General features: G+C 40.4%; 22 protein-coding genes. 16 read left to right on the top strand and 6 right to left on the bottom strand.

Translation table 11 applies throughout. The annotated features are described in order from the left end of the window. Positions 1–3: 3 nt before the first annotated feature. The 4 genes from AC1TO8_RS03080 (at position 4) to AC1TO8_RS03065 (ending at position 3,040) form a co-directional block, all read left to right on the top strand. Positions 4–525, top strand: coding sequence for an NUDIX hydrolase (locus tag AC1TO8_RS03080; protein ID WP_482054131.1), 522 nt, complete (start codon positions 4–6; stop codon positions 523–525). Between the two features lie 179 nt (positions 526–704). Next, positions 705–1,115 carry a GNAT family N-acetyltransferase gene (locus AC1TO8_RS03075; RefSeq protein ID WP_482054130.1) on the top strand — a complete coding sequence of 137 codons (411 nt, stop codon included), beginning with the start codon at positions 705–707 and terminating at the stop codon, positions 1,113–1,115. A gap of 362 nt (positions 1,116–1,477) precedes the next feature. Beyond that, positions 1,478–2,449: an ROK family protein gene (locus AC1TO8_RS03070; protein WP_482054129.1), complete on the top strand. Its 972-nt coding sequence runs from the start codon at positions 1,478–1,480 to the stop codon at positions 2,447–2,449. Positions 2,450–2,482: 33 nt separating this feature from the next. After that, positions 2,483–3,040, top strand: coding sequence for a YdcF family protein (locus tag AC1TO8_RS03065; protein ID WP_482054128.1), 558 nt, complete (start codon positions 2,483–2,485; stop codon positions 3,038–3,040). A gap of 379 nt (positions 3,041–3,419) precedes the next feature. Here the strand turns inward: AC1TO8_RS03065 and AC1TO8_RS03060 are convergent, their stop codons facing one another. Next, the gene (locus tag AC1TO8_RS03060; protein WP_482054127.1) at positions 3,420–3,632 is read right to left on the bottom strand and encodes a TM2 domain-containing protein; all 213 of its coding nucleotides are present in this window, start codon (positions 3,630–3,632) and stop codon (positions 3,420–3,422) included. 164 nt (positions 3,633–3,796) lie between these two features. On the opposite strand from AC1TO8_RS03060, the gene AC1TO8_RS03055 reads away from it, so the two are divergent. The 4 genes from AC1TO8_RS03055 to AC1TO8_RS03040 all read left to right on the top strand — a co-directional run bounded on the left by AC1TO8_RS03055 (position 3,797) and on the right by AC1TO8_RS03040 (position 6,846). Next, positions 3,797–4,645, top strand: a complete 849-nt coding sequence (locus tag AC1TO8_RS03055) for a GNAT family N-acetyltransferase (protein ID WP_482054126.1) — start codon at positions 3,797–3,799, stop codon at positions 4,643–4,645. 266 nt (positions 4,646–4,911) lie between these two features. Next, a complete protein-coding gene (locus AC1TO8_RS03050; RefSeq protein WP_482054125.1) occupies positions 4,912–5,370 on the top strand; it encodes a VOC family protein in 459 nt (152 codons plus the stop codon). Positions 5,371–5,418: 48 nt separating this feature from the next. Then, entirely contained in the window at positions 5,419–6,117 is a 699-nt protein-coding gene (locus tag AC1TO8_RS03045) for an SDR family oxidoreductase (protein WP_482054124.1), read from the top strand. Between the two features lie 36 nt (positions 6,118–6,153). Further along, positions 6,154–6,846, top strand: coding sequence for a ThuA domain-containing protein (locus tag AC1TO8_RS03040; protein WP_482054123.1), 693 nt, complete (start codon positions 6,154–6,156; stop codon positions 6,844–6,846). A 127-nt stretch (positions 6,847–6,973) separates the two neighbouring features. Here AC1TO8_RS03040 and AC1TO8_RS03035 read toward each other — a convergent pair whose 3' ends face one another. From AC1TO8_RS03035 to AC1TO8_RS03025, 3 genes are all read right to left on the bottom strand, one after another. Beyond that, a complete protein-coding gene (locus tag AC1TO8_RS03035; protein WP_482054122.1) occupies positions 6,974–7,633 on the bottom strand; it encodes an MBL fold metallo-hydrolase in 660 nt (219 codons plus the stop codon). Position 7,634: 1 nt separating this feature from the next. Next, the gene (locus AC1TO8_RS03030) at positions 7,635–8,267 is read right to left on the bottom strand and encodes a TetR/AcrR family transcriptional regulator (protein WP_482054121.1); all 633 of its coding nucleotides are present in this window, start codon (positions 8,265–8,267) and stop codon (positions 7,635–7,637) included. A 183-nt stretch (positions 8,268–8,450) separates the two neighbouring features. Continuing rightward, entirely contained in the window at positions 8,451–9,206 is a 756-nt protein-coding gene (locus AC1TO8_RS03025) for a DeoR/GlpR family DNA-binding transcription regulator (RefSeq protein WP_482054120.1), read from the bottom strand. A gap of 260 nt (positions 9,207–9,466) precedes the next feature. Between AC1TO8_RS03025 and rhaD the strand changes: the two genes are divergently transcribed. After that, positions 9,467–10,276: a rhamnulose-1-phosphate aldolase gene (rhaD, locus tag AC1TO8_RS03020; protein ID WP_482054494.1), complete on the top strand. Its 810-nt coding sequence runs from the start codon at positions 9,467–9,469 to the stop codon at positions 10,274–10,276. Positions 10,277–10,346: 70 nt separating this feature from the next. On the opposite strand, the gene AC1TO8_RS03015 is transcribed toward rhaD, so the two are convergent. Further along, positions 10,347–11,342, bottom strand: coding sequence for a LacI family DNA-binding transcriptional regulator (locus AC1TO8_RS03015; RefSeq protein ID WP_482054119.1), 996 nt, complete (start codon positions 11,340–11,342; stop codon positions 10,347–10,349). A 179-nt stretch (positions 11,343–11,521) separates the two neighbouring features. On the opposite strand from AC1TO8_RS03015, the gene AC1TO8_RS03010 reads away from it, so the two are divergent. From AC1TO8_RS03010 to AC1TO8_RS02980, 7 genes are read left to right on the top strand one after another with little or no spacing between them, the layout of a single operon-like run. Next, entirely contained in the window at positions 11,522–12,289 is a 768-nt protein-coding gene (locus tag AC1TO8_RS03010; RefSeq protein ID WP_482054493.1) for an SDR family oxidoreductase, read from the top strand. Further along, complete coding sequence (locus AC1TO8_RS03005; RefSeq protein ID WP_482054118.1) at positions 12,286–13,566, top strand: nickel pincer cofactor-dependent isomerase, group 22; 1,281 nt, start codon at positions 12,286–12,288, stop codon at positions 13,564–13,566. The genes AC1TO8_RS03010 and AC1TO8_RS03005 overlap by 4 nt, the downstream gene beginning before the upstream one ends. After that, the gene (locus AC1TO8_RS03000; RefSeq protein ID WP_482054117.1) at positions 13,563–15,137 is read left to right on the top strand and encodes a gluconokinase; all 1,575 of its coding nucleotides are present in this window, start codon (positions 13,563–13,565) and stop codon (positions 15,135–15,137) included. The genes AC1TO8_RS03005 and AC1TO8_RS03000 overlap by 4 nt, the downstream gene beginning before the upstream one ends. Before the next feature lie 40 nt (positions 15,138–15,177). Further along, positions 15,178–16,014 (top strand): ATP-dependent sacrificial sulfur transferase LarE, encoded by an 837-nt coding sequence (gene larE / locus AC1TO8_RS02995; RefSeq protein ID WP_482054116.1) that lies wholly within the window; start codon positions 15,178–15,180, stop codon positions 16,012–16,014. Then, entirely contained in the window at positions 16,001–16,681 is a 681-nt protein-coding gene (larB, locus tag AC1TO8_RS02990) for a nickel pincer cofactor biosynthesis protein LarB (protein WP_482054115.1), read from the top strand. Before larE ends, larB begins: the two co-directional genes overlap by 14 nt. Further along, positions 16,678–18,111 (top strand): nickel pincer cofactor biosynthesis protein LarC, encoded by a 1,434-nt coding sequence (gene larC, locus AC1TO8_RS02985; protein WP_482054114.1) that lies wholly within the window; start codon positions 16,678–16,680, stop codon positions 18,109–18,111. The genes larB and larC overlap by 4 nt, the downstream gene beginning before the upstream one ends. A 27-nt stretch (positions 18,112–18,138) precedes the next feature. Next, positions 18,139–19,623 (top strand): tagaturonate epimerase family protein, encoded by a 1,485-nt coding sequence (locus tag AC1TO8_RS02980; protein ID WP_482054113.1) that lies wholly within the window; start codon positions 18,139–18,141, stop codon positions 19,621–19,623. Positions 19,624–19,710: 87 nt separating this feature from the next. On the opposite strand, the gene AC1TO8_RS02975 is transcribed toward AC1TO8_RS02980, so the two are convergent. After that, a complete protein-coding gene (locus AC1TO8_RS02975; RefSeq protein WP_482054112.1) occupies positions 19,711–20,613 on the bottom strand; it encodes a SurA N-terminal domain-containing protein in 903 nt (300 codons plus the stop codon). Positions 20,614–20,685 lie beyond the last annotated feature (72 nt).

The raw sequence follows: 20,685 nt of genomic DNA, 5'->3' as shown, positions 1-20,685 counted from the left end.
TGCTTGGAAACAGCTTTAACAGAGAGGGATGATGTCATGTTTTATGTTAATACAAGGGCAATAATTGAAAGACAAATGGATGGAGAATTAGAAATTGTCATTCAGAATAGAACAAAAACGAATGAACCTATAACAATTGAACTACCTGGTGGACGAATTGAACTGTTTGAATCACTAACCCAAGCCCTAAGAAGAGAGGTTAAAGAAGAAACTGGATTGGATCTCATTACAATAGAAGGAGAAGAATTAAGGATTGTTACTGAGGGAGTTTACTTTGAAGTTGAATGTATAAAACCATTTGCAGCATTTCAAACTATAAAAGGACCGGTAGATTCAGTTGGATATTATTTCAGATGCAAAGCAAACGGAGAATTACTGAAATCAGGCGACGAAACAACAGGGATCAGGTGGATCAATGTAAGAGATTTGAGGATTCTAATAGATGATAATCCTAGACAATTTTCTGATGTAGATAGGGCTGGTATTGAATACTATTTGAACCATATCGAAGGCAATCGTAAGTAATTTAAAGATGCCATATGACATCACATCACAGAGAACTTCTTTTGCTCGCCTAGCGAAATTTTCTGATAAGTGAATCAGGCGACGCCTCCAACCTGCTAACATTTAATAATCTAAAGGGGAACTAAGTGATTCAAGAAAGGTATCCAGTTCTATGATGAAGCAAAATGGAGGATGTTTTTATGGAAGTTAGATTCGAAGAATATTTGATTAGCACAGACAAAACACTCTTAAATCATGAAACTATCCATATGTTTTTAGCTGCGTCTTATTGGGCGAATAAAAGATCAGTTGAAATAATGAATAGATCGATTGAAACTTCACTATGTTATGGTGTCTATCATGGAAGTAGACAGATTGGATTTGCACGAGTTATCACTGATTGGGCAACCACATACTGGTTGTGTGATGTCGTAATTGATGATGAGTATAGAGGTAGAGGCATTGGCAAAAATCTAGTAAAAATCATTATACAGAGCGAAGATTTAAAAGGTTTATCTGGATTCTTAGGAACAGCTGATGCTCACGGATTGTACGAACAATATGGATTTGTAAAAAATACTGAAAGATTTATGGTAAGAAGACCTCGATAGAGAATATTCCTAGTAAGAAATTAAAGAAGCCGCTAGTCGTAAGGGGATTTTTAGATGAGCCTTTTGCAGGAAAGAGAACTAGAAACTGGTTTAAGAGCCAATACCATATGCACGTAATCCCAAGATACGTGGGAGATGGATTTAGTTGGTCTGATCCAAGGGATGAGTTCAAGACAGACAGGACATTAAGAGAGATAAATTCAATATTAGTTAAGGAACTAGAGAGTAACTCAGGAAGTTAGTGACATAACATTCCTTCCATCAGATTCGCTCCTCGGCCGTCAAGAAGGATATCGAGAAGCAGGTTCAGTTCGTACATCCAACCGAATAAGTCTGACAAACTACAGAATAGGATGAAATATATGAATCAGTTTACTATAGGAATTGATCTTGGTGGTACCAACATCAAAGCGGCTATATTTAATAATGATTTTAAGATGCTAACAGAAAAAAGTGTTCCTACTGAAGCAGCCATGGGCCCTGACCATGTAATGGATAGAATTACAGAAACGATCATGGAAATGATTCTTACATCAAATTTATCTCTAACCGATATTAAGTGTATGGGGATGGGTATTCCAGGTCTTTTAGATCCTTATGAAGGGCTTTCGATTTTTTCACCTAATTTCCCTGACTGGAGCAACATTCATGTTGTTAATCGTATGAAGACTTTTTTTGATTTTCCTACTTTTATTGATAATGATGTTCGTGTAAATCTCTACGGTGAATGGCGATATGGTTCTGGAATGGGTTATCAAAATCTAGTATTAATTACGTTAGGAACAGGGTTAGGGTCGGGAATAGTCAATGATGGAAAAGTCATTTATGGTACAACTTCAAGTGCTGGGGAAATTGGACATATGAATATGTACAGAGAGGGGCGTCCTTGTAAATGCGGAAGTTCAGGATGCTTAGGAAGATATGTTTCTGCGGTAGGCATGGTAAATACCTGTATTGAGAGACTCAATGCAGGTCAAAAAAGTATTATTCAAGAATGGGTCGGGCAAGATCAAAGTGAAATATCAGCGAAAATGATTTCCGAAGCATATGATCTAGGAGATCATCTCGCTATTGAAGTTATGCATGAAACGGGGAGGATATTAGGTTATGGTCTTTCTAACGTTATCAATTTATTGAACCCTGAAGTCATTATTGTAGGTGGTGGCATGTCTGCTGCTGGTGATAGATTGCTAAATATCGTTCGAGAGACAACGGCTAAACACGCGTTAAAGATATCCAATCACGCATGTAAGATTCAGCAGGCCCAACTAGGTGGAAGAGCAGGAATGATAGGTGCGGCTACTTACGCAAATGAGAGATTAAAATTAATTTAGAAAAATGAATTTATTTCAAGGAAGAGGAAGAACATGAAATATCCTTTTAGTTGTATTACGGATTTAATATTTGTTGAAACGGAAATTCTACCAGCAGATATTATTGTAGTGCCTGGTGGTAGTCATCCTCAACAAATGGAAAGAGCTGCGGAGCTTTACCATAAAGGTTTAGCACCATACATACTGCCTTCAGGAGGTTATAATTCGAAAATTAATGAAACAGAATGGAATTATTTCAGAAAAATCGGAATAAATCTAGGTGTACCTGAAGAAGTCATATTAAGAGAAGATCAAGCAAAGAATACTTTTGATAATGCTAGAAATTGTTGGGAAGTAATGAAGTCAAAAGACTTAAATGTTCAGAGTGTCATGCTGGTATGCAAAGCGCATCACTCAAGACGAGCATTAATGACTTATCAGACCGTTTTTCCAATGAATATTAGGTATATGGTAGCGACAGTTATTGATAATAGAGCTATTAGTAGAGAGAATTGGTTTTTAGAAGAAGAGAAAATCAAAGTAGTAATGCTAGAATTAGAGAAGATTGGTAAGTATTTTGGACAACATATACCAAATTGGGTTAATAGATAATTAGAAAGTAACTTGAAGAAGCATATATAGAATGAATTTTGAAAGTAACTGTATTATTCCATTTTCGTTTAAGTAATAAAGGAGGAGATGGTTAAGTGGGGGAGGTATTTCCTAGATTAAGGTTTAATACTCAATAAAATGCTTGATGCACAAAATGAAGAAGAACTTTTTACGCAAGGTGTTCGACATTGCACAGGTGCTGATCCGAGGTGGACGGCTGTTGGATAAAATATTAATGATGAGCGATACTTGAGTATGAGTAGATAAGTGGCTAGGTGAGTACCTTAAAAGGCTATCGAGAGTTCTCGATAGCCTTTACATCTTAAGAGGTCTTTTTTAACTCGCATCTTAGATCACGAATGCATTGACAAGTCTAAAACTAACTCTTAATTACTTTACCTTCACCATCTTTGAAGCTACCAACTGCAATCATGATGAAGTCAATCAAAGTCCATATTCCAAAGCATCCCAATGTTATGAGCATAAGTATACCAGTGCCCACTTTCCCCGCATAAAACCTATGAATACCGAAACCACCTAAAAAGAAACATAGCAATAATGAAGCTACAAAAGATTTACTACTCTTTTCCACTATCCAATCCCCCTAATTAAATTCTATGTACTTAATTTATTATCGGCATGAACTATACCAAATTGTAGACTAGTGTATAATTTTGTATTAGAACTATCCAGGGAGAATGCATTGAATCTCTTTCTCATGTACTGAATTACATCTGCTTTGGAGCAAAAATTGAAGTGAAAAAGAATCGAGGATTCAAAATGAAAAGTGATTATAAACCATTGAATGAACATTCAATACCGTGTATATTTATTCAAAGTGAATATATGGTGGTGAATGGTATGGATAGAAAGATTGAGGAATACGCCCTTAACGCTTGGCCGGCATTACAGAGTTTTGTTCATGACGGGTGGCTCTTACGTTTCGCTAACGGATATACGAAAAGATCGAATTCCATTAGCCCCATTTACAATGAGAATGAGCAGGATACTCTAGGTAAAATCCAGTATTGTGAAGATGTTTATGCGAGCGTTGGATTGGATACCATCTTTAAAATAACTCCTTTTGTTACTCCAGGGAATATAGACAATATATTGAACGGCTTAAGTTATGATGTTGTGGACCATTCAAGTGTTCAAATTCTTGATCTGTCAGTGCTTGAAGAACCTCGAACAAACGATGTACATGTTAGTGTTGAAATGACGAATGAATGGCTAAATATTGTGACGGATATGAATCAACTCACTCAATCTAGTGCTGAAGTCACCAAGAGTTTACTGTCCAAGTCATATCTAAAGAAAGGCTTTTTTACACTCTATCATGATAACATTCCCGTTGCTTGTGGCGTTGGCGTGATCGAACAAAATCATGTTGGACTCTATGATATTGTCACAGATCCTAACTATAGGAATAGAGGATATGCTAGAGAACTCATTTTGCACATTGGGAAGTGGGCCAAGTTGAATGGGGCAAGCCACAGTTACTTGTTGGTAGTGAAAAGTAATGCGCCAGCTATAAAATTATATGCGGGACTCGGATATGAGGAGATATACTCTTATTGGTATAGACAAAAAAAGATAATGTGAGTCATTCACTGTGAAGAGCTAACTGTTGCCTTCTTGGATAGAAGATGTAGGGCTATCGCATACCGATCCCCTTTCTTCTTCCAATGTATCGGTAGATGTTCTACGGATTACACACCGCATGGCGTGGGATTCATTGGTGAAGAGTTTGTGGGATGTGACAAGGTGTAGATTATTTGGTAGAATCGAGTCACCCTGTGATCAGCTTTATCAATGATAATTTATGCAAGCGCTTTCGTTTTTACGACTACTAAAGGAGATTGATAACGATGGAAAAGAACATATTGGGAACTCAAGTCGTGACACAAATCGGGATCGTCGTCAAAGATATTGAAAAGGTATCACAAGTTTATGCTGATTTCTTCGGCATTGAGAAACCAAAGTGGTCTATGACTGATCCGCTTGAAATGTCACAGACGAAATACAAAGGTCAACCTGCAGAAGCACGGGCAAAGCTCGCTTTTATCGATTGTGGCCAACTGCAAATTGAATTAATTGAGCCCGATGAGAATCCGAGTACTTGGCGTGAATTCCTTGATGAACAGGGCGAAGGAGTTCATCATATCGCATTCATGATCCATGGAATGAAGGAAAAAGTGATGTTGCTAGAGAAGAATGGCATGCCGTTGATTCAGAAAGGTGAATATACAGGTGGGCGCTATGCTTACATAGATAGCTCTGATCATTTGAAGGTACTCATTGAATTGCTTGAGAATGATAATAACTAACCACCAGTGTAACGAAATCGATAGATTGAAGGAGACTGATTATACGCCATGAGAATATTAATAACAGGTGCTGGAAAAGGATTGGGCTACGCTGCGGTTCGAGAAGGATTGTTACGTGGACATGATGTCATAGCTGGAAGTAGAAACCCGGAACGGGATGATGTACAACTACGCGAATTAGATACTAGCACGGGGACACTTACGATTGTTCCACTGGATGTAACGAATGAGAATTCGATATTTCAGGCAAAAGAAACGATTGAGTCTGAAATGGACTATATTGACGTAATTGTGAATAATGCAGGCATACTTATCGCCCGTGATGAGACTATTGAATCTTTAGACTTTAGTGATATGGAACAGACGATGGAGACTAATGTCTACGGTCCGATGAAGATGATTAAGCATTTCTTGCCCTTACTTCGTCGAAGTGAAAATGCTTGTATTATCAATGTAAGCTCCGAATCAGGATGCTTCACTAGTGCTTACGGTGGGGATTATCCGTATGCGATATCTAAGAATGCTCTGACTTTCTTCTCGGCTCAGTTAAAGAATGCATTAACACCGGAAGGATTCAGTGTTATCTCAATTCATCCAGGATGGATACGGACGCAAATGGGTGGAGACCAAGCTCCGGGGGATCCGGAGGATACTGCCGGAGGGATATTAGATATGATCGAGGGGAAAGTGAAGTTGCCAGATGATGCTTGGATGGTTGATCATAAAGGTCAACCGATGCCTTTCTAACATATTTATTCAAGTACAGAAAGGAGATTTGCCGATATGAAAAAGGTACTAGCTATAGTGGGGGACTTTTACCATGACCTTGCCCTTATCCAACAATCGTTGACTGAAATTCTCTCTCCGCTCATCGCGGAGGGGAAGGTTCAGCTTGAATTTTGTGAAACCAGTTGGATAAGTGAACGGCTGAATGACAAGCCGGATATAACTATTCTGTTTGCAGAAAACAGAGTAGATCCACAGAACGAACCTGAACTGCGTTGGATGGCACCAGAAGTCTCAAAGCAGATTGTACAGTATGTAGAACAAGGTGGAGCTTGGATTGCGTGGCATGCCGGAATGGCATCTTATGATGAGGATTCCGAATATGTACAAATGTTACGTGGATTCTTTCTTTACCATCCAGCAGAAAATGCTGAAGTTACTTATCATCCAGTCTTGGACAAGTCTATTCCATGGACAGTGAGTTTAGAGCTGGTATCAGAGCTTGAGATGAATAGGGGATCATTCTCATTCCTCGATGAACATTATTTTGTGAAATGCGACGAAGCCAATACAAATGTATTCTTGCGTTCCAGCTCGAAAGATGGAGAGGCACCCGCTGGTTGGATTCATACTTACGGGCAAGGAAGAGTAGGATGTATCACCCCAGCTCATCGATCTGAGGGTTTATTTCATCCATCGTTCATTGTTTGTATGCGACAATTGTTTGGTTGGACGGCTAAGATACACTAAATAGGAGAATAAATGGGATGATTTTAGTTTGAGAAAAAGAAACTGCTTGAGAAACATGAATGGCATGAAGGTGAATTAAGAGACTGTTGGCTTGTTGAGTATGACGTTGTGTAGAAATCGATACTTCCTAAGACTTTAAATACGTGTCTAACTGATCCGCAGGTCGGAGAACGGATGATCCATGACAGACTTCAAGTCGGAGTGGTCTCAATTGACGGACAATGGAACTGCTTCGGATGGCTTCAGCCATATCGGCGGTAAACATCGCCATTGGTTTGCGGAGTTCCCCTTTTTTAGCTGTGAATAAATCTCCAACCAACAGCACTTGATCCTCCTGATGGAAATAGACGACATGACCGGGGGAGTGACCTGGGGTGTGGTAAGGTGTCAATCCCCCAATGGATTGAAGTACCCCGTGCTCGTTCTCGGGAAGGGCTTGCGTGAGTTGCTTAGCAACGGTGATCGCTGCCTTTTTTCTACGAGGATAGGGAAGCTCTCCTTCTATATAAGGAATCTCAATCGGATGGGCGAATACAGGGACTTGTGTTTCTTCTAGTATTCGTTGGATGGCTCCAGTATGATCGCCATGACCATGGGTTAAGAGAATGGTTGACAGTGGTCCTGCATTCAGGTTTTCTATAAATGTAAGAATACCTTTGGCCATGAAGGGTATCCCTGCATCGACCAAGGTTACTCCTTCCTCGTTAACAACAACCCACACGTGAATCGGAATCACTATCCATATTTTCAAACTCCAAATATGATCTGAAATTTGTGTTATTTTCATTTTAGTTCACTCCTTTTAATTTCTCCTGCATACCAATCAATAACACCTCAATCGCTTCTTCAAAAGTAGGTAACAGTCTTTCCATCAAGCTCTCAAGAGATTCTTCAGAATGGGTATAGGTACTTACGATGCCATGCAAGGTGAAGAAATAGATGCGAGTATACATCAAGAGAAGTTCATCATTCCCCTCAATGGTCAAGCAATATTGAAGTGCTTCCTCCAGAAATGTAAACAAAGAAATCCTCATTGTATTAATTTCATTCGCTGAGTCTTTTTGGTCCACACGCGATGACTTTACAGCTATAAAGGTTGTGTATATATTCCGATGAAGCAAGCAAAAACGAATAAATTCAAGGCTGATGGTTTTAAGCCTTTCTTCAGGGGATAAATTTATTTGTAGCGAGATATTCTTCAGTTGCGTTTTTAATGCTTCGAGTGGGGGCATAGAGAGCTGATGGAGTAATGCTTCTTTGTCCTTAAAATAAATATAAATCGTAGTATGGGAACAACCTGCGACTTTGGCAATTTCTCGCATCGTAACCGAATCGAACCCTTGGGTAGAGAACAGCTGTCCAGCCGCCTTAATGATTTCTTTCTTCGTCTCTTGTGAACGAAGTTCCTGTTTAGTTAACATTTCTGATAAGCACTCCTATTGAGAAATTAACGTTGTATAACCACTGGTTAGTAACCGATGGTAATATAATAACCAATGGTTACTTATCTTGTCAACAAACAATAATAGTTGGAAGGATTACATGTAAGTGTAAATTGGGGGAACTCCTAAAGAGAGGAGGATAATATTCATCCTCCTAACAGTTTAATAAATAACTTCAATATCAAGCTCCGCCAATCGCTCTAACCACGGATTGGAGGGCTTCTGATCTGTAATGATATAATGGATGACATTTAGTTCAGTTAGCTTTACAAAGGCAACTTTATCAAATTTCGTGTGGTCAGCTAGGAGAATAACTTTGTTAGCTTGTTTGAGCATCGTTTTCTTCAATTCACATTCAGGTTCATTGGAATCTGTAATCCCCTTGTCGAGGGAAAGCCCCTTACAACTGATAATAGCTGTATCTACGTTATATTTCTGCACTGTTTCTTGAGAAATAGGTCCTACTAATGAAAGTGAACGATAACGCAAAGAGCCCCCAGTTGAAATAATATTCAAGTTGGTATTGGGAAATTCAGACAGAATATTAATGGAATTCGTGATCATTGTGAGATTGTTTTTATTATTTAATGTCTTCACAAATTCGAATGCCGTTGAACTGGGATCTACCATTAACGTATCGCCATCTTGAATTAAATGTAGAGCTTTTAAGGCAATATCTCTTTTCATGTCCATATTAATCGTATTCCTAGTTGAATAGGGCAGATCCTCGTTCGTGTGTCGATTCAGCATTGCTCCACCGTAAGTACGAGTTACAATTCCTTCTTTCTCTAACTTTTCTAAATCTCGACGAATGGTCTCTTCTGTGACATCAAACATTTTACTTAAGTCGGCGACCAATACGCGCTTATCTTGATGAATAAGGTCAATCGTTCGTTGCCTTCTCTCAGCTGCTAACATTAGGGACACCACTCTTTCTAATTAATTACAATAGAACAATCATCTTAATTTTAGCAACTTTAAGTGATTACCGATACATTGTTTCTTTGGTTGTCATTAAAAATACATAAATAAAATATAAAACAACATTAATTATGATTGTCATGTTGACAATAAAGATTTGTAAACGTAGGATAAATGTATAAACCTCTATAAAGGAGAGAACTATTGTGACTTTAACATTGAAGGTTGATGAACCAGCGCGGAGCTATGTGTCAACAATGGAAGTACCTTTTATACGTGAAATGGCGGATATTACTTATCATATGTGGAGATTGGGTTGGGACGAACGTAACGGAGGGAATATTAGTTATTTGTTAGATGAGTCCGAAGTTAGCCAATATATCGATACACAGAGAGTGAGCAGGACGATTGATTTGACCTTTCCAGTTGAGCCATTAGCAGATAAATACTTCATAGTAACGGGATCGGGCAAGTATTTTAAAAATATGATCACGGATCCTGAGTCGAATCTAGGCGTTATTCGAGTATCATCGACGGGCGATAGCATTGATATTGTGTGGGGACTAAAAGATGGAGCAGTTCCAACAAGCGAGCTGGCATCCCACTTCATGAGTCATATAGAAAGGTTACAAGTAGATCCAACACATCGAATTGTCATGCATACACACTCTACTAACACACTTGCGATGACTTTTATTCATGATCTGGATGAATTACTGTTTACTCGGACGCTATGGGAGATGTGTACAGAATGTATCGTTATTTTCCCTGATGGTGTTAGTGTGATTCCTTGGATGGTGCCTGGGAGTAATGAGATCGGGCGGGAAACAGCGAAGAAGATGAAGGATCATCGCATTGTCATTTGGCCGCAACATGGCATATTCGGAACAGGATCTACGTTGGATGAAACTTTTGGGTTGATTGAAACGGTAGAAAAGGCTGCGCAAATATATATGTTAGTAGCTCATCATCCCATTAAACAAAAAATAACGGACCAGCAATTGATTGATTTAGCAAAGGCTTTCGGTGTCACCCCCGTTGCAGGAATTCTTCAAGGAAATGAATAGAGGAATAACGGATTTCAACGTAGAAAATACGTATGAAATCCGTTATTTTTATGTCGTTTGCGGACAAGAATTAAATTTTTTCAGGTATTGATGTGGATGAGCGGATAACTAGCTCTGGCTCCAAATAAATGGAGAGTACAGGTTCCTTATGCTCAATCATCGTAAGTAAGGTTTGCACCGTCGTATCAACAATTTCTGCTAAAGCTACGCCTACCGCTGTCATAGGTACTTCAAGTTCTTCCATCTGTTGAATATTATCATAACTAATGATCGATAACTGTTCTGGAACCTGAATTTGTAATTCAGTAGCAGCACGCAAGATCCCCTTAGTCAGATCATAACTCCCACTGATGATGGCGGTTGGCCGATTTGGAGAGACGAGTAATTGTTTGGTAGTCATATAACCTTCATAAGTGTCCAGACTATTCATGGGAAGAAGAGATTCCATAGTTATAGGTAGATGATATTTGGTCAATTGCTCAGTGAAGGTAGCGACCTTCTCAGATTGTAAAGGATCTATTGAATTCGTATTTCCTACATAAGCAATTCGTTGATGACCTAGTACGACTAAATGCTCAACAGCAAGCTCAATAGCTTTACTTCGTGTGGCATCAATCGTTGTAAAAGGGGTTAATCCATTTACGCCATAATAAAGAATTGGAATAGATGATTGCTTAGTAAAGTTCTGTAATTCATCACCTTCTCGATCGTAGAATACTAGTATGGCATCACACTGTAATCGTAAGAAGGTCTCAATAGCCAAATCTGTCTGATTAATAGATAACAGTGTTGTATAATTATGTTTGGCCATTTCATTATTGATTCGAGTAATGAGAGCAGATGGAGCGAACCTTTCCACTGAAGGCCATACTACGCCAATTGTCCAGCTTTTATTCGATACAAGTCTACGAGCAGCAGTATTGGGTTGATATCCCAATTCGAGTGAGATGTCTAGTATTCTTTGTTTCGTATCATTGTGTACAAGTGGACTGTCGTTAAGTGCTTTGCTAACAGTGGAAAAACTTACCCCTGCTCGTTCGGCTATATCTTTAATCGTAACGGACACTTCATTGATCCCTCCTACAATTAACAACGTTGTTATTATAGCATAGACTATTCAAAACGATAAGGAATTTATTTGTTGTAAAGAGGTAGACAGTATATATAAAGTGGGTTATTATGATTAATAACAACGTTGTTATTCGCGTTAGTATAGCAACATAACAATTAGGAGGGACTATTATTATAAATTTATTTGATCTAACAGATACAACATCAGTAGTTATAGGTGGGAACGGCGTGCTTGGAGGAGCAATGTCCGAAGCTTTAGCGGCTCAAGGTTCACGAGTAGCTATCGTTGGACGTAATCTTGAGAAGGCAAATGACGTGAAGAAACGAATTGAAGAGGCAGGCGGAGAAGCCCAAGTATTCCAAGCGGATGTAACAGTAGAAGATCAGTTAAAAGAAGTGCTTAATCAAGTGTTAGCATGGACAGGAAGTATCGATACTTTGGTGAACTGCTCTGGGGCGAATAGTCCGACGCCATTCTTTGAACTTGAGATGGATGAGTGGGATAAGATCATGGATGTCAATCTGAAGAGTGTCGTATTGGCTAGTCAAATATTTGGTAAACAAATGGTTGATCAAGGAAAAGGTGGATCGATCATTAATATATCTTCCGTTTCGTCTGATCCGCCATTATCCAAAGTGTTCACCTATTCTGCATCCAAAGCAGGCGTGAACAGTGTGACGAAATTTCTAGCCCGTGAGCTAGCTCCGCATCAGATTAGAGTGAATGCGATTATTCCAGGGTTCTTCCCTGCTGAACAGAATCGGAAGATTCTATCACCAGAACGGACAGAGTCTATTATGAACCATACACCGATGAATCGCTTTGGTAATCCTGAAGAATTACAGGGAACTATTATTTATTTAGCCTCTCCGAAAGCGTCCTCATTCGTTACGGGAGCGTTAATTCGTGTAGATGGTGGATTTGGAGCGATGACAATATGAGTAGCGACCTGTTAAGTCAAATGCTGAAGGACATCCCTGTGCCTCGCATGGTGAAGATCCGTCAACATTTCGATGCTACAAAGCTAGCTGATCCTATTGCTGAACTAAAGTTGAAGTTGGATGAATCGGGATGTATTCCTACTATTGCTACGGGGAGTAAAGTTGCTGTTGCCGTAGGTAGTCGAGGAATATACAAGATTGATGAAATAACGAAATGTGTGATTGATGAATTGAAACGAGCGGGAACAGAACCGTTTATCGTTCCTTGCATGGGGAGCCACGGCGGTGCGACAGATCAAGGACAGAGTGATGTGCTTGCGCATCTAGGAATAGATGAACAGAGTATGGGCGTTCCGATTCGATCATCTATGGATGTTGTATTGATTGATACACTTCCTAATGGATTACCTGTGTATGTGGACAAAATAGCAGCAACAGAGGCAGATGCCATTATCGTAATTAATCGTGTGAAGCCGCATACAGCATTCCGGGGTACCATTGAAAGTGGACTACTGAAGATGATCGCGATTGGTCTGGGTAAACAAAAAGGTGCAGAAGCAACACATCAATTAGGCTTTAAATACATGGCAGAGAACGTTCCGGCAATGGCTGCTAGAATGATTGCTAAGCTACCGATCGTATTCGGAGTTGCTTTGATTGAGAATGCTTATGATGAAACATGTAGAATTGAGGTCGTTCCAGCAACAGAGATGGAAGAACGCGAACCAGAACTTCTTCTCGAAGCGAAAAGACGTTTGCCACAAATTTTATTCTCTAATTTAGATGTACTAGTGATAGATTATATTGGTAAAAATATTAGTGGAGATGGTATGGATCCTAACGTGACTGGTCGTTATCCAACGCCTTATGCGCATGGTGGACCTGAGATCAACAAGATGGTTGTCCTAGATTTAACGGAAGAGTCACAGGGGAATGCGAATGGTGTAGGTACAGCAGATTTCACGACGCAACGCTTAGTGAGTAAGGCTGATTGGATAGCTACTTATGCCAATGGTCTGACTTCTACGGTATGTGCTCCTACGAAACAGGCAACAACACTTAGCAATGATCGAGATGCGATTAAAGCAGCGGTCAAAACTTGCAATATTCTTGATTTCACCACATGCAGATTAGCAAGAATTCGAGATACGCTACATTTGGGCGAAATCGAGATTTCTGAAAATTTACTTGATGAAGTGAGGAATAACCCTCGCATAGAGATAATTAGTGAACCTTATGAATGGGAGTTTGACCAGGAGGGATATCTAAGTAAATGATGAATGAACCCAATTTTGTAGTTGCTGTAGATATCGGTACGACAAGTGCAAAGACATTGTTGATCGATCGTACAGGGCAAGTCAAGGAAGTACATTCAATTGCATATCCACTTGATGTTCCGCAATCGGATATGGCAGAACAAGACCCTGAGCAAATCTTTCAAGCCGTGATTGATGGGATGAATGTAGTCATTGTGGCATCGGGAGTTCATCCAGATGATATCTTGTGTGTGTCATTCAGCTCAGCTATGCACAGTCTTATCGTCATGGATGAGCAACATCAACCATTGACCGCAAGCATCATATGGGCAGACCAGAGAAGTGTTGAAGCAGCCGAAGAATTGATCAGCAATGGGAAGGGGCAATCCATTTATCAGAATACGGGAACCCCAATCCATCCGATGTCTCCTTTGACGAAGCTGATTTGGTTACGTGAACATCGACCAGAAATATATCAACAGGCTTCTAAATTTATCGGTATCAAAGAATATATATTCTATCGTTTGTTTAAGGAATACAAGATTGATTATTCAATTGCAAGTGCCACAGGGATGTTCAATATTCATCAATTGGATTGGGATGAACAGGCTCTTCAAGTGACAGGAATAAGTAAGCAGCAGTTATCTGAACCCGTTCCCACAACATATGTGATCAAGGGATTAGATCCTGAATACGCATCTAAGATTGGGATGAATCAGGATACGCCATTTGTTATTGGAGCGTCAGATGGTGTACTTGCTAACCTTGGAATCGGTGTGATGGATTCGAAGGAAGCTGCTGTAACGATTGGAACGAGTAGTGCCGTTCGTGCGGTTGTTCGCCAACCAACACTTGATCCTGAAGGTCGATTGTTCTGCTACGCGCTGACTGAGGACTATTGGGTCATTGGAGGAGCTTCGAACAACGGTGGCGTTGCACTTCGGTGGACAGTGGATCAATTGTTCTCAGATGGGCTAGCACCATTAGGTCGGCATCATTTGGAACAATATACTTCATTTCTAGAAATAGCGAAACAGGCGCCTCCAGGGGCAAATGGACTTCTCTTTCTGCCACTATTAACAGGTGAGAGGGCACCTTTCTGGGATGCCAAAGCAAGAGGCGTATACTTTGGACTATCGATGAGTCATCATAAATCTCATATGCTAAGAGCAGCGATGGAGGGCATGATCTTTCAAATCGGTTCGATTGTGTCTTTGATGGAACGGCTTTCCGTGACGCCAACCATCATAAGAGCTTCGGGTGGTGTTGTCCAATCTGAACTTATCTGTCAGATTATGGCGGATGTTCTAGGAATTCCAGTTGAAGTGCCTGAAGTCATAGAAAGCTCAGGGCTTGGTGCTGCTAAGTTAGGTCTTTATGCAATGGGTGTGATCGATGATCTAATAGATCCAATCTCATCTTCTGAAGGCTCTTCTAACGTGCGCTATGTACCTAATGAGCAGAATCATCAACTTTATCAACAGTTACTACCTATATATCTGAAAGTCTATAGCCAATTGAAAGATAGCTATAAGGAAATTGCCAAATTCCAAATGTCGGATTCTACTAGTATTAAGGAAATGACAACTTAAAACTTCGTGGGTTCTTAAATGGAATGAAAGGTGTGAGGAAATGTCTGAACTACAGCATAAATATGACCAACTAAAAAAGACATTAGCTGAAATGAAGCGAGTAGTAGTGGCATTCTCTGGTGGTGTGGATAGCACACTTTTACTAAAAGTGGCACTGGATACACTTGGGACGGACAATGTATTGGCTGTCACAACAGATTCGGAGACATACCCTTCTCGTGAGTTGAAAGACGCGAAGCGAATTGCTATAGAGTTAGGTGCACCGCATAAAGTAGTATATACGTCTGAGCTAGCAATACCGGGATATGTGGAGAACACACAGAATCGTTGTTATTTCTGCAAAAAAAATCTGTTCGAAGAGTTACTTCCCTATATTAATGACAGTGTAGAAGGATATGACCACTTAGTATTCGGCCTCATAGCAGATGATATGAGTGAGCATAGACCGGGCGTAAAGGCAGCTCGAGAGTATGGAGTTCGTGGACCGCTACAAGAGGTGGGCTTATTCAAACCTGAGATTAGAGAGCTTGGGAAGCAGCTCGGAATAACGAACTGGGATAAACCATCCTTCGCATGTTTGTCTTCACGGATTGCTTATGGGGAGACAATTACACTCAAGAACATAAGCAAAGTAGATCAAGCAGAAGATTATCTTCTATCTATAGGATTCCGTCAGGTTCGAGTTCGAACGCATAATAATATTGCCCGAATTGAAGTTGAACCCAATGAAATGACTCATCTGATCGAGATGGGAGCTGAAATTACGAACCAATTGCGTAAGATAGGCTATGAATTTATAACGATGGATCTTTCCGGTTATAAAAGCGGCAGCATGAATCGCGTATTGGAACAAGGAGGCAGCTATGAGCTCGTTTGAAGAATTGGGGTTCTGTAAGCTAGATACGGACCGTGAACAAAGAACGGGATTTCCCGAAGTTGTGTTTGGCGCTGGAAAGACTAAGGAACAAATTACAATCATAGTTTCACGTCTCATTGAGAAACATGGTCGTGTTATGGTTACTCGCTTATCGCCAAGTATAGGCGCTGAATTGATGGAGTTATTCCCTGAGGGAGTCTATCAAGCTATTCCACAAATCTTCACCTATGGAACAGCGAAGCGTCTTTTCTTAGGGAAAGTTTCCGTACTAAGTGGGGGAACCTCGGATATGCCTGTTGCAGAAGAAGCGGCCATGACTGCCGAGTGGATGGGTTGTAAAGTAGAGCGAATCTATGATGTTGGTGTTGCAGGGATTGATCGATTGCTTGCGCATCGCGAGAACATTCAAAGTGCTAACGTTGTCATAGTAGTTGCTGGCATGGAAGGGGCATTGGCTAGTGTTGTAGGTGGTCTTGTGCGAAGGCCAGTTATCGCAGTACCTACTTCCGTAGGATATGGTTGCCATTTCGAAGGTCTCACGCCTCTATTATCAATGATGACATCCTGTGCAGCAGGGATTTCAGTAGTTAATATTGATAACGGTTTCGGCGCGGGCTATAACGCAGCCATTATTCAACAACTGGTAGCGGAGGCGAGCGATAAATGAGTAGAGTATTATATTTCGATTGTTTCGCAGGGATTGCTGGAGATATGGCCCTTTCAGCCTTGATTGATCTAGGAGCAGATATCGATTATATCCGAGATCACCTGAAACTCCTTCCCTTTGATCCATTCGAAATGCATGTTGAAACTGTTGTGAAGCAAGGGATGTCGGCTAAGAAGCTAGTTCTCCGATTTGAAAAAGAGGCTGATGACCACAGTCACGATCATAGCCATGATCACAGCCACAGTCACGTTCATAGTCATGATCACAGCCACAGTCACGATCATAGCCATGATCACAGCCACAGTCACGATCATAGCCATGATCACAGTCACAGTCACGATCATAGTCATGATCACAGCCACAGTCATGATCATAGTCAGGATCACGGCCACAGTCACGATCATAGCCATGATCACGGCCACAGTCACGATCATAGTCATGATCACGACCATAGTCACGATCATGTCCATCGTAAGGCTTCGGGAATTATAAAGGATATTGAGGAATCCTCATTACCGGAACGCGTGAAGCATAGAAGTATTCGAATCTTTCAAGCAATTGCTGTTGCGGAAGGTAAAATTCATGGCATGAGCCCGGAAGATGTTCATTTCCATGAAGTAGGTGCGATGGATTCTATCATTGATATTATCGGTGTGTGTCTGGCACTCGAGAACCTCGATATTGATATTATCGAATCATCGCCTGTCCCGACGGGAAGAGGAAGAATGCGAATGGCACACGGGCTATACCCTATTCCGGCTCCGGCTACATTGGAGATCCTTCAGGGTATCCCATTGGATGACTTTGCTGTAGAGAGTGAACTGACAACTCCTACTGGAGCCGGAATTCTAAAGGCTCTAGCGACACGCTTTGGACTACTTCCTGCAGCGCCAATCGAAAGAATGGGTTACGGCGCTGGAACGAAAGACTTTGCCCATCCCAACGTACTGCGTGTATGTCTAATAGAGCACAATGAGTATAGCCAGAGAGAGACGATTCAAGTTCTTGAAGCTCAATTAGATGACAGTACAGGTGAGATGATGGCTTTCGCGATGGAGCGTTTGTTGGCAGCAGGAGCACTGGATGTATTTTACACATCCGTTTATATGAAGAAGAACAGACCTGGTGTATTAGTGACTGTATTATCTTTACCAGATCATGTGGATCAATGTGAAGAGACGCTATTAAGAGAGACGACAACCTTTGGAGTTCGTAAAAGCGAATGGTCTCGCAAAATACTAGATCGCAAATGGATCTCAGTGGTTACGAAATATGGAACGATTAAAGTGAAGCAGGCTTGGCAAGATCAGAAGATTATCCACCAAGGGCCCGAGTACGAAGATGCCGCTAAGGCAGCTAGGGAGCATCATATTCCCATCAAGTGGGTGTACGACGAGGTCGCAGCACAATTAATACATGGGGAATATTAAAATACTATTATATGGAGGATTATTATTATGAAACAAATTGCCCAGGCTTTAAAAGAAGGTCGTATTGAAACCGCTTCACCACAACATGTGAAAATTTATGAACGTTCTCTACATACCCATAATAAAGTTCATCTACTGATGCTCAAAGTGGAGAGTAAGAAAGTGATCATGGCGGTTGGCGAAGGTGCATTATTTAATGAACTGGCTGGTGAAGTTCAAGATGGATATAAACTAAGCCCTTTATCCCATGAGAATCGTATCATTCTTGCTAAATATTTCCCACATTTATCACCAAAGGCTTTCGGAAGACAATCAACAACATTTGGTTTAGGAGATCGATTGGGACTTGCAGGACCAGGACATTTAGCGACACTTAGAGGACGTCCAGTCTCACCCGTTCTTGCACAACAAAGTATCCGTGAACTTGCTTTGACTGGCAGAACTTATCTTGATGTGCTTGATGCAGCTAGTTACGCAGCATTCCAAGAGGGATTCAGAGATGGATACGGAGCCGACGGGGATCATTTGAAAGAAGAAGCAGACATTCAGATGTCACTTGATCTAGGATTTACCATGCTGACTCTAGATTGTTCAGAGAAGATTCCGAGTGATATTCAGGATCTGAACGACGCTGAATTGAATGAACGGTATGGTCAACTTTCAGAAAAGATACGTAAGGGTTATGAGGAAAGATACCTAGATCAATCATTCCAAGTGGGTGAGGAGAAAGTATTCTTCGATCAAAAAGAACTTATGAAATGTGTTCTTATTTATAATGAAGCTATTCCATTCATGATCTACATTTATGAAAAATATATTAAATCGGTGGATCGCGAGATTGACTTTGAAATTTCCATAGACGAAACGGTGACACCAACATCTCCGGAAGCCCATTATTTCGTAGCAGCTGAGCTAGAGCGTAACGATGTTCATATCTTCAGTATGGCTCCAAGATTTTGTGGGGAATTCCAAAAAGGAATAGATTACATCGGAGATCTTGAACAGTTTGAGAAAGAATTACGTATTCATGCAGCAATTGCAGATCATTTCGGATTTAAACTCAGCATTCACTCTGGAAGTGATAAGCTAAGTGTGTTCCCAGTAATTGCTAAGTATACAAAGGGACGCTTCCATGTAAAAACAGCTGGAACAAATTGGCTTGAAGCGGTAAGAACAGTTGCGAAAGAGAGTCCTTCTCTATATCGCAGAATGCATGCATACGCATTGGCGCATTTTGAAGAAGCAAAAGCATACTACCATGTGACTACAGATATTTCTAAAATTAAGCCACTGGATCAAGTATCTGATGAGCAATTACCAGAGTATATGGAGGAAGATAATGCACGTCAACTACTCCATATTACGTATGGTATTCTACTTAAGGCACAAGATGGAGCGGGTCAGAATTTATTTAGTGACGAGTTCTTCGACACGCTTGAGAAGAAAGAAGAGGCTTATGAGCAGTCGCTTAAGTCGCATATTGGTAAACATTTGGATTTACTTAACGTCTAGTCCTCCTAATAACCAATAAGAACTAACAAATAGACCACATGAGCTGATTTTCTCATGTGGTCTATTTGTTGAAAAATTAGTTAAATGCTATTCTACGGTTTCAGTAGATGTCTCTTCAGTAGTAGTCTCAGGTGTTTTCACATCTTTAACTAGTGTATTCTTGATGTCTGCATTTGTTTTAAGTCCAGCGATCCATTCCGAAGACAAAGTTGAAAGTTGTTGACTAGTCAACATTTCTTTAATATCAGCAGATGACTCTTCAAGCGTTGCTGTGCCAAAAGACTCTGCATTGCTTTCGAAGAATGTCTTGATATCCTCATCCGTTACTTTTACTTGAGGTTCTACTAATTTACGTATTTTTACTTGAATCTTCATTTCTTCTTTCAGGTTGTCCAAAGTCATGCCCATTTGAGTAAGAGCTGCTGTGAACTCCTCATCCGATCCAAAGTTCTTCTTAATAGTATCCATTTCTTTGGTTATGTCTTCTTCCGTAACAGTAATCTTCGCTTTGGTCACTTCTTGTTCAATTAGTTCTTCTGTAATAAGGTTCTCGAGTGTCTGAGTACCACCAAGAGTGATCAATTCGTTATACAGCGTGTCTTTAGTAATATCAACACCATTCACAGTAGCTACGGATTCAGTTCCTCCATTGCCACCAAAAGGTGGTTTAACAAGTACAATCACAAGAACAATAGCAAGAAGAAGGGTAAGACCCATCCATATCTTAGGGCTACTGTTAGATGGTGGCGTAACTGCGGATTCTTGATTAGATGGATTCTGATTGCCTTGAATTTGATGAAGGACAGCCGTCTCTTCTGAGTTTAATGATTCTGTAGTGGAAAGGATGGGTTCGTTTACGATCAGTTCATCTTCAACGAGATGATCTTCTACCACTACATTCTCAATACTCTCATTGTTTTCTGAGTTTGTTTCCTCAGGCTTTCCTTCAAAAGATTCGTTTTCTGGATTCCCTAATTCTTTGTCAGTCATTACTTTGTAATCCCCCTTAATATTAAATACACATTTACTAGACTTTAGTTTAACAGAAGTTGGAGTTTCATT

This window comes from Paenibacillus sp. Y859 (assembly GCF_056786405.1).
The sequence above is the reverse complement of the archived record's forward strand: the minus strand, read 5'-3'. Positions and strand labels throughout refer to the sequence as shown.

Excerpts from the sequence above, each read along its gene's own strand:
- AC1TO8_RS03075 (WP_482054130.1), top strand. The coding sequence starts at position 705 with ATGGAAGTTAGATTCGAAGAATATTTGATTAGCACAGACAAAACACTC.
- AC1TO8_RS03070 (WP_482054129.1), top strand. The coding sequence starts at position 1,478 with ATGAATCAGTTTACTATAGGAATTGATCTTGGTGGTACCAACATCAAA.
- AC1TO8_RS03065 (WP_482054128.1), top strand. The coding sequence starts at position 2,483 with ATGAAATATCCTTTTAGTTGTATTACGGATTTAATATTTGTTGAAACG.
- AC1TO8_RS03050 (WP_482054125.1), top strand. The coding sequence starts at position 4,912 with ATGGAAAAGAACATATTGGGAACTCAAGTCGTGACACAAATCGGGATC.
- AC1TO8_RS03045 (WP_482054124.1), top strand. The coding sequence starts at position 5,419 with ATGAGAATATTAATAACAGGTGCTGGAAAAGGATTGGGCTACGCTGCG.
- AC1TO8_RS03040 (WP_482054123.1), top strand. The coding sequence starts at position 6,154 with ATGAAAAAGGTACTAGCTATAGTGGGGGACTTTTACCATGACCTTGCC.
- AC1TO8_RS03035 (WP_482054122.1), bottom strand. The coding sequence starts at position 7,633 with ATGAAAATAACACAAATTTCAGATCATATTTGGAGTTTGAAAATATGG.
- AC1TO8_RS03030 (WP_482054121.1), bottom strand. The coding sequence starts at position 8,267 with ATGTTAACTAAACAGGAACTTCGTTCACAAGAGACGAAGAAAGAAATC.
- AC1TO8_RS03025 (WP_482054120.1), bottom strand. The coding sequence starts at position 9,206 with ATGTTAGCAGCTGAGAGAAGGCAACGAACGATTGACCTTATTCATCAA.
- rhaD (WP_482054494.1), top strand. The coding sequence starts at position 9,467 with ATGGAAGTACCTTTTATACGTGAAATGGCGGATATTACTTATCATATG.
- AC1TO8_RS03005 (WP_482054118.1), top strand. The coding sequence starts at position 12,286 with ATGAGTAGCGACCTGTTAAGTCAAATGCTGAAGGACATCCCTGTGCCT.
- AC1TO8_RS03000 (WP_482054117.1), top strand. The coding sequence starts at position 13,563 with ATGATGAATGAACCCAATTTTGTAGTTGCTGTAGATATCGGTACGACA.
- larE (WP_482054116.1), top strand. The coding sequence starts at position 15,178 with ATGTCTGAACTACAGCATAAATATGACCAACTAAAAAAGACATTAGCT.
- larB (WP_482054115.1), top strand. The coding sequence starts at position 16,001 with ATGAGCTCGTTTGAAGAATTGGGGTTCTGTAAGCTAGATACGGACCGT.
- larC (WP_482054114.1), top strand. The coding sequence starts at position 16,678 with ATGAGTAGAGTATTATATTTCGATTGTTTCGCAGGGATTGCTGGAGAT.
- AC1TO8_RS02980 (WP_482054113.1), top strand. The coding sequence starts at position 18,139 with ATGAAACAAATTGCCCAGGCTTTAAAAGAAGGTCGTATTGAAACCGCT.
- AC1TO8_RS02975 (WP_482054112.1), bottom strand. The coding sequence starts at position 20,613 with ATGACTGACAAAGAATTAGGGAATCCAGAAAACGAATCTTTTGAAGGA.